Below are 14,977 nucleotides of genomic sequence, written 5' to 3'. Positions count from 1 at the left end.
AGTTGCCGTAGCCTAGCACCGCTCGGGTTGTCAAAGTTCAGAAGGAAGGAATGTCACATTGGCGAAATTGCAGCTAGCACAGGACCCGGCCGCCGATGAGTTGCTGGAGGAGAATCCACTAGCGCTTTTGATAGCGATGCTCCTCGATCAACAGATTCCTATGGAAGTGGCCTTCGCCGGGCCCAAGAAGATCGCGGACCGGATCGGCGGTATCGACGCGCACCAGATCGCCGAGTACGACCCTGATAAATTTGTGGCCTTATGTTCTGAACGGCCCGCGATCCATCGCTTCCCCGGCTCGATGGCTAAGCGTGTCCAGGTGCTCGCGCAGGAGATCGTCGATGAGTACGACGGCCGCGCCGAGAACATCTGGAAGACGGGCGATCCGAACGGGGCCGAGCTGCTTAAGCGGCTCAAGGCGCTGCCTGGTTTCGGTGAGCAGAAGGCCAAGATCTTTGTGGCGCTGCTAGGCAAGCAGTACGGCGTTCAGCCCAAGGATTGGCGCAAGGCCGCCGGAAACTACGGCGAGAAGGACACCCACCTGTCGGTTGCGGACGTCGTCGATGGCGAGTCGCTCGGGCTGGTGCGCGCCCATAAGAAGGAAATGAAGGCTGCGGCAAAAGCGAAGGCGGCCAAGGCATAACGCCCTGACCGCCTTGCTTGTGTCGTGAACTACGGCAGCGCTGCGAACATCGGTGCCGACGGGACCATGCCAACGCCGGGGGCGGTGGCAGCGGGCAGCCCGGCGACGGGAGCCGCCGCGGCGGCGGGGATTCCGTTGACCAGGGCCGGCGGAATCAGCGTCTGCTGCACACCTGCGGGCAGCAGCTTAGGCAGGTTGGTGGCCCACAGATCAACGGTCTGCGTGACACCGTCCGCGCCGGGGATCTGCCCAACGCCGGGCAGGTTGCTGGTGGCGGGAACCGACGCCGGGGACAGCGCCTGCGCGGCTGCGGGTGTCAGCGCCTGCGCTGCCGCGGGCGTAAGTGCCTGGGCGGCTGCCGGAGGCAGTGCGGCCGGAGCGGCCGGGGCAGCGGGCGCCACACCGGGAGCCGGTGCGACGGCAGGAGCGGCAGGCGTGATCGCCGGTAGGGCAGGTGCCGGGGCGGCGATCGCGGCGGGTGCCGCGGGAGCCACTGGGGCGGCAGCGGGAGCGTTACCGAAGCCCGCGGCGGCCTGGCCCAGGAGCGCGGCCGGGTTGGTCGGGTTCGGAGTGGGGCCCGGAACGGGGTCAGCGCCAGCGGTCGACGCCATGCCCAGCGCCAGGCCGGCTGACGCGAAGGCCGCGATCGACGCGCCCACGAAGACGTTGGGGAACCGGGACATAAACCGTGACATATTGAACTCCAATGCTGTTTCGCTAGACCTGATTGCCGGTGTTAAAACCCAAGGTAATCCGTTACGCGTGTTACTCAAGTGACGCGTGTGGCGTAGATGGAACCGTTACCAAAACGAGTGAGTGAGGTTATCGAAACCCCGATGAGTACCGAGTCGACCAGGGCGGATGCCGAGCCGCTGGTGCCGACACGCGGCGTGGCGGCGTGGCGGCGTGTTCGGGAATGGGGTCCGTGGCTGCTCGTGCTGAGCGTCGCGGCACGAATCGCCTGGGCATACCTGACTCCGCATGGTGCCGACCTTGTGGATCTACATGTGTACGCCAGCGGTCCCGCCACCCTGGGGCACGGCAATCTCTACGAGTTCACGTATCCCGACAAGACCCCCGACTTCCCGCTTCCTTTCACTTATCCGCCGTTCGCGGCCGTGGTGTTCTGGCCGCTGCACCTGCTGCCGTTCCCCCTGCTCGGCGTGTGCTGGATTCTGGGCACCATCGCCGCGCTGTACGCGGTGGTTCGGCTCAGTCAGCGGTTGCTCGGATTCAACGACGCCCGTGGGGCCGCCGTGTGGACAGCGGTCACGATGTGGACCGAACCCGTGCGCTCGACGCTGGACTATGGGCAGATCAACGTGCTGCTGATGCTGCTGACCCTGTTGGCGGTGACCTCGTCACGCTGGTGGATCTCGGGAACGCTGGTGGGTCTCGCCGGCGGAGTGAAGCTGACCCCGTTGGTTTCCGGGCTCTACTTCCTGGGAGCGCGCCGATGGGTGACCGCCCTCTGGGCGGGCGTGGTTTTTGTCTTGACGGTGTTGGTCGGCGTCGCCGTGGTCGGGGCGCAGGGGCGGTACTACTTCACCGACCTGTTGGGTAGACCGGACCGGATCGGGCCGATCGCCACCGTGTTCAACCAGTCCTGGCGGGGAGGTATCTCCAGGGTTCTCGGACACGATGCGGGGTCTGGAGCGCTGGTATTGGCGGCCTACCTGGTCACCGCGGTACTGGCCTTCCTCGCCTGGCGGGCCGTGGACGACAGGTTGGGGCAGATCTGTGTGGTGCAGATGTTCGGTCTGCTCATCTCGCCCATCTCGTGGACACACCATTGGGTGTGGATGGTTCCGTTCATGGTGTGGCTACTGCACGGACCGTGGCGAGAAAAATTGGGCGCCAAGATCTTTGGATACGGGTGGTTGGCGCTGTTGTTGGTCGGGGTGCCCTGGTTGCTCAGCTTCGCTCAACCCGACATCTGGCGCATCGACCGGCCGTGGCCGCTGGCCTGGGCCGGGTTGGTGGACATTGTGGCGGCCATGGCGACGCTCAGCTGGATGGCGGTGACGGGCTGGCGAACTCGTCGCCCCGCCAACCACTGATCAGCACGTTGCGGCGCGCGGTGGGCGGTCGGCTAGCGTGGCGCCATGTCTGAACATTGGACCGTCCTGGTCACCGGTGCTTCCAGCGGGATCGGCGCAAGCGCGGCCCGGATCTTCGCCGAGCGCGGGCACCGCGTCTTCGGCACCAGTCGCAATCCGGACACCGTCGCCCACCGCATCGCCGGGGTGCAATATCTGCGGCTCGATCAAACCGACAAGGCGAGCGTCGCCGAATGTGTCGCGCAGGCGGGCGAGGTGGACATTCTGGTCAACAACGCCGGAGAGAGTCAGATCGGTGCGCTGGAAGATGTCTCCATCGATGATTTCGAGAAGCTGTACAACACCAATGTTTTTGGACCCGTTGCCCTGACCAAGGCAGTGCTGCCGGGAATGAGGGAACGGCGCCGCGGCGCCATCGTGATGGTGGGATCGATGGCGGGCACCCTGCATGTCCCGTTCCGATCGACCTATAGCTCGGCGAAGTCGGCGCTGCACACCGTTGCCGACTGCCTGCGTCACGAGGTGGCGCCGTTCGGGATCACCGTGAGCACCGTGGAACCCGGCGTCATCGCGACCGGAATCGAAACGCGGCGCAACCGCATCGTGCCCGGGGGATCCGTATACCGCGATGCGTTCCAGACTGTCGATGCGGCGATGGCCGCGAGGGAGCAGCACGGTATGGCTTCCGACGATTTGGCTCGCCTGGTTGTTGACGTGGCACTGAATCCGAATCCAAAGCCCTTGTATGCCAAGGGCAATAACGCTCCACTCATCATGGCCGCACAGCGCCTGCTGCCCGCCGGGCTGTTCCTCAAGTTTCTGGCGCGCATGCACGGGCTGAAGGTGCGATAAGCATGTTTCCCCAAGGTATGCACCCCACCGGATCGTCAGACGCCTTCCATTCCAAGGACATCGGCAGACTGCTGCTGCAATGCCCGGATCGGATCGGCGTGGTGGCCGCTGTCAGCGCCTTCCTGGCCGATGCCGGCGCGAGCATCATCTCGCTGGCGCAGTACTCGACGGAACCTCAGGGCGGCTGGTTCATGCAGCGCACTGTGTTCCACCGTTCGGGGCTCGCCGCCGCGCGGGAGGATCTGGAGAGCAAGTTCGCCTCCATCGCTGAGGAATTCGACATTCAGTACCGATTCAGCGAGGCCGCCAAACCCAAGCGAGTGGCGATCATGGTCTCGCAAACGGATCACTGTCTGCTGGATCTGCTGTGGCGCAACCGTCGCGGTGAGCTCGACATGTCGATCGCGATGGTGATCTCGAACCATCCCGACCTTGCCGAGCAGGTGCGCTCGTTCGGGTTGCCGTTCGTGCACATCCCCGCGACTCGGGAGAACCGTGCCGAAGCCGAACGCAAGCAGCTCGAACTGCTGCAGGGAAACGTCGACCTGGTGGTCCTGGCCCGCTACATGCAGATTCTGTCGCCGGAGTTTCTCAACGAGATCGACTGTCCGCTGATCAACATCCACCATTCGTTCCTGCCTGCGTTCACCGGCGCGATGCCGTACCGCCGTGCGCGGGAACGTGGCGTCAAAATGATCGGTGCCACAGCGCATTACGTGACAGCGGAGCTGGACGAGGGGCCGATCATCGAACAGGATGTGATCCGCGTCGATCACACGCACACGGTCGAGGATCTGGTGCGGCTCGGATCCGATGTGGAACGTCTGGTGTTATCGCGTGCCGTGGCCTGGCACTGTGAGGACAGGGTGATGCGGCACGGGAACGTCACCGCGATCCTGTGACGCCTGATCGCGTTGCGGTTGCCCGGAAACCATGGTGCTGTTGCCCGCCGCTATGCGACGACGTGGGCAGTGCGCGGGGACTACAGCACATTTGTCGCCATAGAGGCGGGCGGGGCCTGCATGTGGTGTTGAGACCGTCGCGCTGCTCTCGAACCTCCCTAGATGCCCGCCTGTGAGTTGATCGCCTGCGCCAGTGCGACGTCCTTTTCGGTGATGCCGCCCTCGGAGTGGGTGGATAGCACGAAGGTCACTGTGCGCCATCGGATATCGATATCGGGATGATGGTCGACGGATTCTGCGTGCTCGGCGATGCGACGCACGGCGTCGATTCCGTCCAGGAAGGTGTTGAACTTGACGGCACGGCGCAGGGAATCACCCTCGCGTGTCCACCCGCGAAGCCCCGAGAGCGCCGCGTTGATCTGGTCGTCGGTGAGCAGGGCCATGAACTCAACGTATAGCGTCGACCACCATGGCGATAGTGGTCGCGGGCGCGGTGATCGACGGGGACAAGCTGCTCATCGCGCAGCGCGCTAAGCCCGCCGAGCTCGCCGGACAGTGGGAGCTTCCGGGTGGCAAGGTCGCCGAGGGCGAATCAGAGCCGCAGGCGCTTGCACGGGAGCTACGCGAGGAACTCGGGATCGATGTCGAGGTTGATACCCGCATCGGTGAGGACGTCGTCGTCGGGAATCTGGTGCTACGCGCCTACCGCGCGCGGCTGGACCCGCATCTCCCAGGCACCCCTCATCCGCACGAGCATCTGGCATTGCGCTGGGTCACCGCCGACGAACTCGACACGGTGGAATGGGTCCCCGCGGACGGGGGATGGGTCCCCGCGTTGCGGGCGGCGCTAGTGGGCGCGCGCCCGGTGTAGCAGCTTCTTCAGCTCCTTCTCGGAGAGTCCGTGCTGCTCGGCCTTTTGCATCTTGTGCACGACAAGCGGGCACTTCATGCAGCGTGGTTTGCTCTTACAGCACTTCTTCTTGGGCTTGAGCCGGGCGACCTTGCTGGCCTTCACTGGGGTCCTACTTCTGGGTCTTGAATGTCTCTGGGGCTGTGTTTGGGCTATGTCGGGCGTCACACGGGATAACGCCAGTTTCGTGAACTGGGGGTTTCACTGCCAGAATTGGCAGACGTGACCCACAGTTTCCGGAACGTAGCCATTGTTGCGCACGTCGACCACGGCAAGACAACCCTGGTCGACGCGATGCTCAAGCAATCGGGTGCGCTCACGCACCGAGGTGATGACGCCGTCGAGCGCCTGATGGACTCCGGTGATCTGGAGAAGGAAAAGGGCATCACCATCCTGGCCAAGAACACCGCGGTGCACCGGCACCACGCGGACGGCACGATGACGGTCATCAACGTCATCGACACCCCCGGCCACGCGGACTTCGGTGGCGAGGTCGAGCGCGGACTGTCGATGGTCGACGGAGTGCTGCTGCTGGTTGACGCCTCCGAGGGGCCCCTGCCGCAGACCCGTTTCGTGCTGCGCAAGGCTCTCGGCGCGCACCTGCCGGTGATCCTGGTGGTCAACAAGACCGACCGGCCCGATGCCCGCATCGCCGAGGTGGTCTCCGACAGCCACGACTTGTTGCTCGACGTCGCCTCGGACCTGGACGAGGAGGCACAGAAGGCCGCCGAGGACGCGCTCGGGCTACCGACGCTGTACGCCTCGGGTCGCGCCGGTGTGGCCAGCACTGTCGAGCCCGCCAACGGCGAGATTCCCGAGGGCGACAACCTCGACCCGCTCTTCGATGTCCTCCTTGAGCACATCCCGCCGCCCAAGGGCGACGCTGAGGCCCCCTTACAGGCGTTGGTCACCAACCTCGACGCCTCGGCATTCCTGGGCCGGCTCGCGCTGATCCGCATCTACAACGGACGGATCCGCAAGGGGCAGCAGATCGCGTGGATGCGCGAAGTCGACGGCCACCCCGTTATCACCAGCTCGAAGATCACCGAGCTGCTCGCCACCGAGGGTGTCGATCGCAGCCCCACGGAGGAGGCAGTCGCCGGCGACATCGTCGCCGTCGCCGGGATGTCCGAGATCATGATCGGCGACACGCTGGCAGATCCCGAGCACGCCCACGCGCTGCCACGGATCACCGTTGATGAGCCCGCGATCTCGGTGACCATCGGCACCAACAGCTCGCCGCTGGCGGGCAAGGTGTCGGGACACAAGCTGACCGCACGCATGGTCAAGTCGCGGCTGGACTCCGAGCTCGTCGGCAACGTATCGATCAAGGTCGTCGATATCGGCCGTCCCGACGCCTGGGAGGTGCAGGGCCGAGGTGAGCTGGCGCTGGCCATCCTCGTCGAGCAGATGCGCCGTGAGGGTTTCGAACTGACCGTCGGAAAGCCACAGGTGGTCACCCGGCAGATCGACGGCAAGCTGCATGAGCCGTTCGAGGCCATGACCATCGACTGTCCCGAGGAATTCGTCGGAGCCATCACCCAGCTGATGGCCGCCCGCAAGGGACGCATGGAGGAGATGGCCAACCACGCCGCGGGATGGGTCCGTATGGACTTCATCGTGCCTTCGCGTGGCCTCATCGGATTCCGCACCGACTTCCTGACGCTGACCCGCGGCACCGGCATCGCGAACGCGGTCTTCGAGGGTTACCGCCCATGGGCGGGCGAGATCCGCGCACGGCATACCGGATCACTCGTGTCCGACCGGACCGGCAGCATCACCCCGTTCGCCATGATCCAGCTCGCCGACCGTGGACAGTTCTTCGTAGAGCCGGGCGAGGACACCTATGAGGGCCAGGTCGTCGGGATCAACCCGCGTGCCGAGGACCTCGATGTCAACGTCACCCGTGAGAAGAAACTGACCAACATGCGTTCGTCGACCGCCGATGTCATGGAGACCCTGGCACGGCCGATCGAGCTCGACCTCGAGCAGGCCATGGAGTTCTGTGCGGCCGACGAATGTGTCGAGGTGACACCGGAAATCGTCCGCGTGCGCAAGGTCGACCTGGATGCCAACACTCGTGCGCGCAATCGCTCACGCGCGAAGGCAGCTGCCAACAACAGCTAGGTTCTGCCTGCCCAAGGCGCGCCTCGACCCGCTCTGACGCTCGCTTGCGTGAAGGTGGCGGATATCGACGGCTCACCTCGCATCACGGGCGAAATCGGAGCACACTGCGTGGCGTGGCTGATTTCAACTCCATCAAGCGGCTGGTGGTGCACAACGTGCAGCGGTACCTCGTCAACCCGGTGGGGCGACGGCTGCCGGTCGTGCAGCTGGAAACTACGGGTCGCACGTCGGGACAGCCGCGGCGCACCGCGATAGGCGGACGCCTCGTCGGCAACCAGTTCTGGCTGGTGTCCGAGCACGGCGAGCACTCCGACTACGTGCGCAACATCAAAGCAAACCCCGCGGTACGCCTGCGCATCCGCGACCAGTGGCGCACCGGCACCGCACACCTGCTGCCCGATGACGACGCCCGGGCCAGGTTGCAGCAGCTGCCGACGGCCAACAGTGCGGTGGTCCGTGCGGTGGGCACCGAACTGTTGACCATTCGGGTGGACCTGGACTGATTTTGGTGACAGCGGTTGCCTCGGATGAACTCGTTTGAGGGATAACGGCTTTCGCGTTCCCTTGGCCGGGCCCGTGGGTACTATCGCGATATGGAGCAAACCCAGCCCACCTCGCGCATCATCGAACAGAACGCGGCTGCCGTGCCGGAACTCCCGTTCGCCAATACGGAGGATCAGGACGACGCCGACCGGGGGTTCATCGCTGCGCTAGAGCCCGGTGTGGTGACAGACGCCTCCGGGAAGGTTGTGTGGGACAACGACTCCTATGGATTCCTGCGGGGATCCTGCCCGGCCTCGGTGCACCCGAGTCTGTGGCGGCAGTGCGGGCTGAACATCAGACAGGGGCTGTACTACGTCACCGAGGGCATCTACCAAGTCCGGGGCCTCGACATCTCCAATATGACGCTCGTCGAGGGGGAACGCGGGGTCATCGTGATCGACCCGCTGGTATCCGCCGAGACCGCCGCGGCCGCGTTGGCGCTCTACCGGAGTCATCGCGGCGACCGCCCGGTGACCGGGCTGATCTACACCCATTCCCACGCCGACCATTTCGGGGGTGCGCTGGGAGTCGTGAGCGAGGAGGACGTCGCGGCGGGTCATTGCCCGGTCCTGGCCCCGGCGGGATTTCTGGAACACGCGGTGGCGGAGAACGTTTACGCGGGAACCGCGATGGCGCGCCGCGCCGTGTACATGTACGGCGCCGTCTTGCCGAGGGGGCCGCTCGGGCAGGTGGGAGCTGGTCTTGGCCAAACCAACTCCATCGGCACCGTCACGCTGATCCCGCCGACTCTCGATATCACCCACACCGGGCAGGAAGAGACCGTCGACGGGGTGCGCATGGTCTTCCAACTGACGCCGGGTACCGAGGCGCCCGCGGAGATGAACTTTCACTTCCCAGAGCGCCGCGCGCTCTGCATGGCCGAGAACGCCACCCACACCCTGCACAATCTGCTGACATTGCGCGGCGCGCTGGTCCGCGACCCGCACGTCTGGGCGCGGTACATCACCGAGGCCATCAACCTGTACGCCCGCGACTCCGATGTGGTGTTCGCCTCGCACCACTGGCCCACCTGGGGGACCGAGCGTTTGGTGGAATACCTTGCCCTGCAGCGTGATTTATATGCCTACCTGCATGATCAGACGCTTCGCCGGCTCAACCAGGGCCTGGTGGGCTCCGAGATCGCCGAAACGCTGCAGCTGCCCCCGGCGATCGCCGGGGCCTGGCACGCGCGCGGTTACTACGGCTCGGTCAGCCACAACGTCAAGGCGATCTATCAGCGCTACATGGGCTGGTTCGACGGCAATCCGGCGCACCTGTGGGAACATCCACCCGTCGCGAACGCGCAACGGCACGTGGAGTTCATGGGTGGCGCCGAGGAGGTACTACGCAAGGCGCGCATCGCCTTTGAGCAAGGGGACTATCGGTGGGTGGCCCAAGTGGTCAACTACGTGATCTTCGCCGATCCGGCCAATGAAGCCGCGAAGACGTTGCAGGCCAGCTGTTTCGAACAACTTGGGTATGGAGCGGAGAACGCCACCTGGCGCAACTTCTATTTGATGGGTGCGTACGAACTGTCGCATGGCAACGTCGGGACCCCGATGGCCGTCGGCTCGCCCACCATGATGGCGGCGCTGACGGTGGATCAGGTGTTTGATGCGCTCTCGTTGCGCATCAACGGACCCAAGGCGTGGAACGAGCGTTTCGTCGGCGATTGGGCGTTCACCGACGAGGATCGCGTGCACCGCGTGGAGCTGCGCAACGGCGTGCTGGTGCACTATGACCGGCCCGCGGGGATCAGTCGGCCCGATGTGACTTTCACCCTTACTCGGCCAACCCTCATCAAGGTCCTGTTGGACGGCAAGGACCCGGCACAGCTGGTCGCCTCGGGAGAGATCACCGTGGAGGGCGACATAACCGGATTCGCGCGGTTGGTGGCGGTGCTCGATCAGCCGGACCCGGACTTCGCGATCGTGACGCCGTAGAACTGGCAGCGTGCGTGTTTGCCGCTAAGGTCGAATGATCATGTCTTTCGGAGAGTGTCCCGTTGGGTGAGCTTCAAGTGACGTTTGTCAGCGAGCCCATCGCGGAGCCGACGGAGTGGTATTTCGACGAACCCCATCACGTGGTTGCCGTGTACCAGGGTGGGCAAATTCGCACTAAGGAACTGGATTTCGGCGGAGGACTTTCCCGGCGCTATCTACCGAAGATCGGTGATGTCCTGGTCGTTCCTGCTGGGCGGCGGGTCGCCATCACCACGCAGGGGGAACGTGCCTCGTTCTGCCGGTTCGATGTTCCCCTGAGGTTGCTCGATCAGCGAGATGTGCAACCTCGGGTCGCCTATTCGGACCCGCTGATATTTCAGGTGGCGTCGAGAATCCTCAGCATCGCCGACCGGGATGATGTGATGGCCCGATTACTGCGGGAATCCTTGATCAATGTCGTGCAGCTGCACCTCGGTGATCATTACGCGCAGCTTCGTCAACACAGGGAATCGCGCAGGGTGCTGGATTCGGCGACGCAAGTCCGGCTGATCGAATACATCGAGGACAGCCTGGACGTCGACATCAGCTTGTCGACATTGGCTGAGCGCACCGAGATGCCGGCGAGCCAGTTCCGAAGGGCGTTCGTGGAGGTATTCCGCCAGACTCCCTACCAGTTCGTGTTGAGTCGCCGCATGGATCGCGCCAAGAAGCTGCTTTCTGCTACCTCATTGTCGATCACCGATATCAGTGTTGCCGTTGGCTTTTCGAATCCCAGCCATTTCGCAACGACCTTCAAGGCTCGAATCGGAGTGACGCCGACCGTGTATCGCAGCGGTCTATAACCATTTTCCGCAAGGCGCGACGAATTTCGAAGGCGCTGTGATCTTGGTCCGGCCTACAGTGTCTGGACGTGGTCACGGGGGACGTGATTGCGGGGGTCGGGCGGGCTCTGGTCTCGGCACGTCGAGTACCAGAGCTTGCCCGGCACTGTTTGGGAGGTGCAGCGAGCCCCGAGGGTTCGCCCGACAGTTCCTCATCGGACGGTTGGTCGACACACAGCACCCCAGCGATAAGGTTGGTCCTCATGCCTACCGGGATCCCGCGCCTTCGTCTGTGCGCAGTGCTTGGTGTGGTGCTCCTGGCCGGGTGCTCCGTCAGCGCGCCCCCGGCCGTACAGGGCAGCGAGACGACCAGCTCGACGACGCCGCCACCGCCCAAGAAAGAGCAGATCGTGGTCGGTATCGACTCGATCGGTGCGGGGTTCAACCCGCACTTGCTATCTGATCAGTCGCCGGTGAACTCCGCGATCAGCTCGTTGGTGCTGCCCAGCGCGTTCCGCCCGGTACCCGACTCGGCGACCACCACCGGCTCACGCTGGGAGCTGGACCCGACCCTGCTGGTCTCCGCCGAGGAGACCAGTCAGGCACCCTTCACCGTCACCTACACGATCCGTCCCGAGGCGCAGTGGACCGATAACGCGCCCATCGGTGCCGATGACTTCTCGTACCTGTGGCAACAGATGCTCATTCAGCCCGGGACCGTTGACCCGGCGGGCTACGGAAGCATCACCGATGTGCAGTCGCGGGATGGCGGTAAGCGCGTGGTCGTCACGTTCGACCACAAGTACCCGGCGTGGCGCGAGCTGTTCACCGACCTGCTGCCCGCGCACATCGTGAAGGACATCCCGGGCGGATTCGCCTCGGGGCTGATCAAGTCGATGCCCGCCTCCGGGGGACGTTTCCGGGTCGACGCGATTGACCCCCAGCGTGACGAGATCCTGCTGGCTCGCAATGACCGGTACTGGGCGACACCCGCGGTTCCCGACGAGATCCTGTTCCGTCGTGCGGGCGCCCCCACGGTGCTGGCGGACTCCATTCGTAATGGGGACACCCAAGTGGCCCAGGTGCACGGCAGCGCGGTGACCTTCGCCCAGCTGTCCAACATCCCCGGCGTGCGTACCGCGCGCATCGTCGCACCGCGCACCTTGCAGCTGACGCTGCGCGCCGGGCAGCCGGCGCTCACCGATTCCACGGTGCGCCGAGGGCTGCTCGGGCTGCTCGATGTCGGTCTGCTGGCGGCGGTGGCCGCGGGCAACGACAACGCCGTCACCCTGGCGGCGGCGCAGGTGCGTTCGCCCTCGGATCCCGGATACAAGCCCACCGCGCCCACCGCCCTCACCCGAGACGCGTCCTTGGCGTTACTCAAGGAGGCCGGGTATGAGGCCGTCGAGGTGACGCCGTCGCCCGGTGCCCCGGCGGGTCCACCGCAGATCACCCGGGACGGCGAGCCGCTGAGCCTGGTCATCGGCGCTGCCTCCAACGATCCGACGTCGGTCGCCGTCGCCAACACCGCCGCCGACCAACTGCGCAACGCGGGGGTGCGGGCCACCGTCGCCGCGCTCGATGCGCCCACGCTGTATGGCCAGGCGATTCCGGACGGTCGCGTGGACGCCATCGTCGGCTGGCATCAGTCCGGCGGTGACCTGGCCACCGTGTTGGCCTCCCGATACGGCTGCCCGGCACTGCAATCGGGCAGGGTGCCCGATACCCGCACTACCACGCCCCCTCCGCCGCCGGCGAGCAATACGCCGTCGCCGCCGTCGAGGGAAGAATCTGTCCGCGCCCCAAGCAATCTCACCGGGTTATGCGATGAGGGACTGCAGGCCAGCATCGACGCCGCGCTGACCGGACAGGCCGATGTGGGCAAGGTCGTCGATCAGGCCGAGCCCCAATTGTGGAAGATGGCAACGGTTTTGCCGATCATGCAGGACACCACCATCGCCGCGGCCGGACCCAGCGTGCGAAACGTCGAGCTGGCCGGCGCGGTGCCGGTGGGCATCGTCGCCACGGCAGGAGAGTGGAAGAAGACACGCCCATGACCCGACGACTCATGCTGGTCCACGCACACCCCGACGATGAATCTCTCACGACCGGAGGAACCATCGCGCGGTATGCCGCCGAAGGTGCCGACGTCCGGGTTGTCACCTGCACACTCGGGGAGGAAGGCGAGGTGATCGGCGACCGCTGGGAGCAGCTCGCCGTCGATCACGCCGATCAGCTCGGCGGATACCGGATCGCCGAATTATCCAGCGCGCTCAGTCACCTCGGCGTCGATCGGCCCACCTTCCTCGGCGGTGCGGGGCACTGGCGTGACTCCGGCATGGCGGACACCGGGCCGCTGCACCCGCGGGCGTTCGCGGGCGCCGATGTGGACGACGCGGCGGCGGTGCTGGCGGGATTGATCGAGGAACACCGCCCGCATGTCGTCGTCACCTACGACCCCTTCGGGGGATACGGGCACCCCGATCACATCCAGGCACACACGGTGACCACCGCTGCTTTGGAGAGGGCCTCCTGGAAGGTGGCCAAGCTGTACTGGACCGTCATCGCGACCAGTGCGTTGGACGCGGGGCTTGCCGCCATGAAGCAGCTGCCTCCGGGGTGTGAACCGGCACCCGTCGATCTCATACCCACCTATGCCGATGAGCAGATCAGCGCGGCCATCGATGTGTCGGCCTACCGCGACGCCAAGGCCGCGGCGCTGCGCGCGCACGCCACCCAGCTCACGGTGTCCGAGGATGGGACCTCGCTGGCGCTGTCGAACATGATCGCGTTGCCCATCGCGGACACCGAGCATTTCGTCCTGGTGCGAGGTGTGCCCGGCGTCGACACCGGATGGGAATCCGATCTGTTCGCTGGGGTGGAGTTGTAAGCTCGATTCATGCCACCCGATCAAGACCAGGATCCGAACCAGCAGCACTGGCAAGACCGGCTGGACAACTTCCAATGGGTCGTCGGCTCACTCGTGGCCCAGCTCGACTCTGTCCCCATCTAGACGCCTGAACGTTTTCATGCGGGCGTTCGTGCTGTCCGCGCTCATCGTCGACGGCGTCATTAGTGCCGTCCTCGGCGCCGCCCTGCTCAACACACGCTTCGCTGGGGTTCTCGTTCCACTCGGGCTCATCATCAGCGCGGTCCTCAACGCGGTGCTGGTGTGGTGCGCTATGCAGTGGGCGCCGTCATCGCGATGGGCGGGCGCGCCGTTGTGGGCATTCGTGGCGACCACGACGCTGCTCTTGTTCGGCGGGCCCGGCGGCGACGTGGTCTTCGCCGGGTTCTGGCCCGTACTCCTGATGGTGCTCGGCGTGCTGCCCGCGGCCTATGTCTTGCGCCGGGCGAACGACTAACCCAAGTACTCCGATTCGAGAACCAGGTCCTTCACCAAAGTCTGGTATTCGACGTGCGTCTCGTGCTCGACGGTCTGCCAGAGCTTGCCCTGTTGCTCCTTCATGTACGCGCGGTACTTGGGGGAGCCGGGGAATCCGACGTTATCGGCGACGACAATCGTGCCTGGATGCAACCAGCCCCGTTCCAGCAGCCGCTGCAGGTCGTCGAGGTACACGTCCTTCCAGTGGTCGATGAACACGAAGTCCAGGCATCCGTCGGTGAATCCGTAGTCCTTGGCCAGTGTGTCCAGGGTGGTGCCGTCGTCAGCCGTGCCGGTGAGGCAGGTGGTGCGGTCCGACAGCCCGGCATGCGCCCACACCCGGCGCGCCACCGAGGCGTTGGCTCCCGACTTCTCGATGGAGAAGAACTTGGCGCCGGGAGCCGCACGCGCGATCCGTAGACCGCTGTACCCGCAATACGCACCGAGCTCCAGGGCGATCTTGGGGTTGGCGCGTTTGACCGCCGCGTCGAGCAGCTGGCCCTTTTCGTCGCCGACATTCATCAGAATCGATTGGTCGTACGCGAAATTGTCGATGGCATCGATCGCGGCGTCGACATCCCCGGCCGGGGCGGTCGCGATGACGTACTCAGCGGTGGCCTCTTCGCGACCATCGCCCATCTGACCGGTGCGCATGACGTTCAGACCGCCGAACACCGCACGCAGAAACGAATACCGCAGAAACGGAAGTTTCTGCTTGAGGGTTCTCGTAAGACTCACGAAGATCAGCCTAGCGATCCCGGGCGTTTCCGCAGCGTGACCCCGTTGATGAA

At 65.1% G+C, this 14,977-nt stretch carries 15 protein-coding genes; 12 read left to right on the top strand and 3 right to left on the bottom strand.

The window, feature by feature from the left end; genetic code table 11:
• The first annotated feature begins 67 nt into the window (after positions 1–67).
• Positions 68–643, top strand: a complete 576-nt coding sequence (locus tag B4383_RS05285) for an HhH-GPD-type base excision DNA repair protein (RefSeq protein ID WP_030094754.1) — start codon at positions 68–70, stop codon at positions 641–643.
• A gap of 29 nt (positions 644–672) precedes the next feature.
• Here B4383_RS05285 and B4383_RS05280 read toward each other — a convergent pair whose 3' ends face one another.
• Complete coding sequence (locus tag B4383_RS05280; RefSeq protein ID WP_078289431.1) at positions 673–1,326, bottom strand: hypothetical protein; 654 nt, start codon at positions 1,324–1,326, stop codon at positions 673–675.
• 153 nt (positions 1,327–1,479) lie between these two features.
• Between B4383_RS05280 and B4383_RS05275 the strand changes: the two genes are divergently transcribed.
• The 3 genes from B4383_RS05275 to purU are packed head-to-tail and all read left to right on the top strand — an operon-like array spanning position 1,480 to position 4,457.
• Positions 1,480–2,703, top strand: coding sequence for a mannosyltransferase (locus B4383_RS05275; RefSeq protein ID WP_078289428.1), 1,224 nt, complete (start codon positions 1,480–1,482; stop codon positions 2,701–2,703).
• 45 nt (positions 2,704–2,748) lie between these two features.
• A complete protein-coding gene (locus B4383_RS05270) occupies positions 2,749–3,555 on the top strand; it encodes an SDR family oxidoreductase (protein WP_078289425.1) in 807 nt (268 codons plus the stop codon).
• Positions 3,556–3,557: 2 nt separating this feature from the next.
• Complete coding sequence (purU, locus tag B4383_RS05265; protein WP_078289422.1) at positions 3,558–4,457, top strand: formyltetrahydrofolate deformylase; 900 nt, start codon at positions 3,558–3,560, stop codon at positions 4,455–4,457.
• A 158-nt stretch (positions 4,458–4,615) separates the two neighbouring features.
• On the opposite strand, the gene B4383_RS05260 is transcribed toward purU, so the two are convergent.
• On the bottom strand, positions 4,616–4,900 hold the full coding sequence (locus B4383_RS05260; protein WP_078289419.1) for a 4a-hydroxytetrahydrobiopterin dehydratase: 285 nt from the start codon (positions 4,898–4,900) through the stop codon (positions 4,616–4,618).
• Positions 4,901–4,926: 26 nt separating this feature from the next.
• Between B4383_RS05260 and B4383_RS05255 the strand changes: the two genes are divergently transcribed.
• The 8 genes from B4383_RS05255 to B4383_RS05220 all read left to right on the top strand — a co-directional run bounded on the left by B4383_RS05255 (position 4,927) and on the right by B4383_RS05220 (position 14,166).
• Positions 4,927–5,328, top strand: coding sequence for a (deoxy)nucleoside triphosphate pyrophosphohydrolase (locus B4383_RS05255; RefSeq protein WP_078289416.1), 402 nt, complete (start codon positions 4,927–4,929; stop codon positions 5,326–5,328).
• A gap of 261 nt (positions 5,329–5,589) precedes the next feature.
• Positions 5,590–7,494 (top strand): translational GTPase TypA, encoded by a 1,905-nt coding sequence (gene typA, locus B4383_RS05250; protein WP_078289413.1) that lies wholly within the window; start codon positions 5,590–5,592, stop codon positions 7,492–7,494.
• Positions 7,495–7,607: 113 nt separating this feature from the next.
• A complete protein-coding gene (locus B4383_RS26995; protein WP_286143734.1) occupies positions 7,608–7,997 on the top strand; it encodes a nitroreductase/quinone reductase family protein in 390 nt (129 codons plus the stop codon).
• A gap of 90 nt (positions 7,998–8,087) precedes the next feature.
• On the top strand, positions 8,088–9,980 hold the full coding sequence (locus tag B4383_RS05240) for an alkyl sulfatase dimerization domain-containing protein (RefSeq protein ID WP_078289408.1): 1,893 nt from the start codon (positions 8,088–8,090) through the stop codon (positions 9,978–9,980).
• A 62-nt stretch (positions 9,981–10,042) separates the two neighbouring features.
• The gene (locus B4383_RS05235) at positions 10,043–10,822 is read left to right on the top strand and encodes an AraC family transcriptional regulator (protein ID WP_078289405.1); all 780 of its coding nucleotides are present in this window, start codon (positions 10,043–10,045) and stop codon (positions 10,820–10,822) included.
• A 242-nt stretch (positions 10,823–11,064) separates the two neighbouring features.
• Positions 11,065–12,858 (top strand): ABC transporter family substrate-binding protein, encoded by a 1,794-nt coding sequence (locus B4383_RS05230; protein ID WP_078289402.1) that lies wholly within the window; start codon positions 11,065–11,067, stop codon positions 12,856–12,858.
• A gap of 11 nt (positions 12,859–12,869) precedes the next feature.
• The gene (gene mshB, locus B4383_RS05225) at positions 12,870–13,691 is read left to right on the top strand and encodes an N-acetyl-1-D-myo-inositol-2-amino-2-deoxy-alpha-D-glucopyranoside deacetylase (RefSeq protein WP_078289578.1); all 822 of its coding nucleotides are present in this window, start codon (positions 12,870–12,872) and stop codon (positions 13,689–13,691) included.
• 139 nt (positions 13,692–13,830) lie between these two features.
• Positions 13,831–14,166, top strand: a complete 336-nt coding sequence (locus tag B4383_RS05220; protein ID WP_078289399.1) for a hypothetical protein — start codon at positions 13,831–13,833, stop codon at positions 14,164–14,166.
• On the opposite strand, the gene B4383_RS05215 is transcribed toward B4383_RS05220, so the two are convergent.
• Positions 14,163–14,924, bottom strand: coding sequence for an O-methyltransferase (locus tag B4383_RS05215; RefSeq protein WP_078289396.1), 762 nt, complete (start codon positions 14,922–14,924; stop codon positions 14,163–14,165). The two genes, B4383_RS05220 and B4383_RS05215, sit on opposite strands and share 4 nt — an antisense overlap.
• Between the last annotated feature and the right edge of the window lie 53 nt (positions 14,925–14,977).

Origin of the sequence: Mycobacterium sp. D16R24, from assembly GCF_002013385.1 — a bacterium.
Taxonomy (GTDB): Bacteria; Actinomycetota; Actinomycetes; order Mycobacteriales; family Mycobacteriaceae; genus Mycobacterium.
Note: the sequence above shows the minus strand (reverse complement) of the source record. Positions and strands in the feature narration are given on the sequence as shown.